Annotated in this window: 1 protein-coding gene; it reads right to left on the bottom strand. The window is 63.9% G+C overall.

What is annotated here, in order from left to right; genetic code table 11:
* The coding region (gene dnaE / locus PUT80_RS46155; protein ID WP_275295913.1) for a DNA polymerase III subunit alpha at positions 1 to 2,248 on the bottom strand (2,248 nt) is incomplete at both ends.

Here is a 2,248-nt window from a genome sequence, read left to right as displayed (position 1 = left end):
TCGGTGAACGAGGAGTACTTGCCCTTCTCCTCGCGCGTCTTGATGATCGACTCCACCACGTTCGCGCCCACGTTGCGCACCGCGCCCAGACCGAACCGGATGTCGTTCCCGACGGCCGCGAACCGCAACGCCGACTCGTTCACGTCCGGCGGCAGCACCTTGATCCCCAGCCGCCGGCACTCCGACAGATAGATCGCCGACTTGTCCTTGTTGTCACCCACCGACGTCAACAACGCGGCCATGTACTCCGCGGTGTAGTTCGCCTTCAGATACGCGGTCCAGTATCCGACCAGCGCGTACCCGGCCGCGTGCGACTTGTTGAAGGCATAGCCCGCGAAAGGCAGGATCGTGTCCCACAACGCTTGCACAGCCTCGCCGGAGAACCCGTTGTCGATCATCCCGGCACGGAAGCCCTCGAATTCCTTTTCCAGGACTTCCTTTTTCTTCTTGCCCATCGCGCGGCGCAGGACGTCCGCGCGGCCCATCGAGTATCCGGCGACCTTTTGCGCGATCTGCATGATCTGTTCCTGGTACACCACCAGACCGTGCGTCTCGGCGAGGATCTCGCGCAACGGCTCTTCCAGTTCCGGATGGATCGGTTCGATAGCTTGCCGCTTGTTCTTGCGGTCGGCGTAGTTGTTGTGCGTGTTCATCGCCATCGGACCCGGCCGGTAGAGCGCGTTGACGGCCACGATGTCCTCGAACCCCGTGGGACGCATGCGGCGCAACAGATCCCGCATCGCGCCACCGTCCAATTGGAACACTCCGAGACTGTCGCCGCGGACCAGCAAGGCGAAGGTCTCGGGATCATCGGTGGCCAGCCGGTCGAGGTCGATGTCTTCGCCGCGGTTGGCTTGGACGTTGTCGATCGCGTCGCCGATGACAGTCAGGTTGCGCAGGCCCAGGAAGTCCATCTTCAGCAGTCCGATGGCCTCGCACGACGGATAGTCCCAGCCGGTGATGATCGACCCGTCGTCCCTTCGCCACAACGGAATCGCGTTCAGCAACGGTTCGCTGGACATAATCACCGCGCAGGCATGCACACCCGCGTTGCGGATCAGCCCCTCCAGACCGCGGGCGGTGTCGAAGATCGTCTTGCACTCTTCGTCCGTCTCGACCAGCGTGCGGACCTCCGCCGCTTCCGCGTAGCGCTCGTGCTTGGCGTCCACGATGCCCGACAACGGAATATCCTTGGCAGCCACTGGCGGCGGCAACGCTTTGGAGATCCGGTCCGCGATCGAATACCCTGGTTGTCCGAAGTGGACCCGCGCGGAATCCTTGATCGCCGCCTTGGTCTTAATCGTGCCGAAGGTGATCACCTGCGCGATCCGGTCGGAGCCGTATTTCTCGGTGGCGTACCGGATCATCTCGCCGCGGCGGCGGTCGTCGAAGTCCATGTCGATGTCCGGCATGGACACTCGTTCCGGATTGAGGAACCGCTCGAACAGGAGACCGTGCCGGATCGGGTCGAGATTGGTGATGCGGAGCGCGTACGCGACCAGCGATCCCGCCGCCGACCCGCGTCCGGGCCCCACGCGGATTCCCGCCGCGCGGGCGTGCGTCATGAGATCAGCCGTGATGAGGAAGTACCCGGGAAACCCTTTCTCCACAATGACTTTGAGCTCGTACTCGACGCGCTCCCGGTATTCGCCCGGCACTCCGTCCGGCAGCCGGTGCTCAAGCCCGGACATCACTTCATGGTGAAGCCAGGTGGTTTCGGTGTGTCCTTCGGGGACGTCGAAGACCGGCATCCGGTCCTTGTGCGTGTACACGTCCTCGTACGACTCGACCCGCTCCGCGATCAACAACGTGTTGTCCGCCGCCCCCGGAACCTCCCGGTCCCAGTACTCCCGCATCTCCTCCGCGGACTTCAGGAAATAGCCATCGCCGTCGAACTTGAACCGCGTCGGATCGTTCAGCGTCTTCCCCGCCTGCACGCACAGCAACGCCGAGTGCGTGTCCGCCTGGTCCTTCGTCACGTAATGCGAATCGTTGGTAGCCAGCGGCGGCAGGTCCAGCAGCTTCCCGATCTCCAGCAAACCCTCCCGCACCGACCGCTCGATCGGCAGCCCGTGGTCCATCAACTCCAGGAAGAAATTCCCCGCCCCGAAAATGTCCTTGTAATCCGAGGCCGCCTGGATCGCCGCCTCCCGCTGCCCCAGCCGCAACCGCGTCTGCACCTCGCCCGACGGACACCCCGTCGTCGCGATGATCCCGGACGCGTTCTCCGCGATCAGCTCCCGATCCA

Source organism: Amycolatopsis sp. La24 (genome assembly GCF_029087445.1).
Lineage (GTDB): Bacteria > Actinomycetota > Actinomycetes > Mycobacteriales > Pseudonocardiaceae > Amycolatopsis > Amycolatopsis nivea.
Note: the sequence above shows the minus strand (reverse complement) of the source record. Positions and strands in the feature narration are given on the sequence as shown.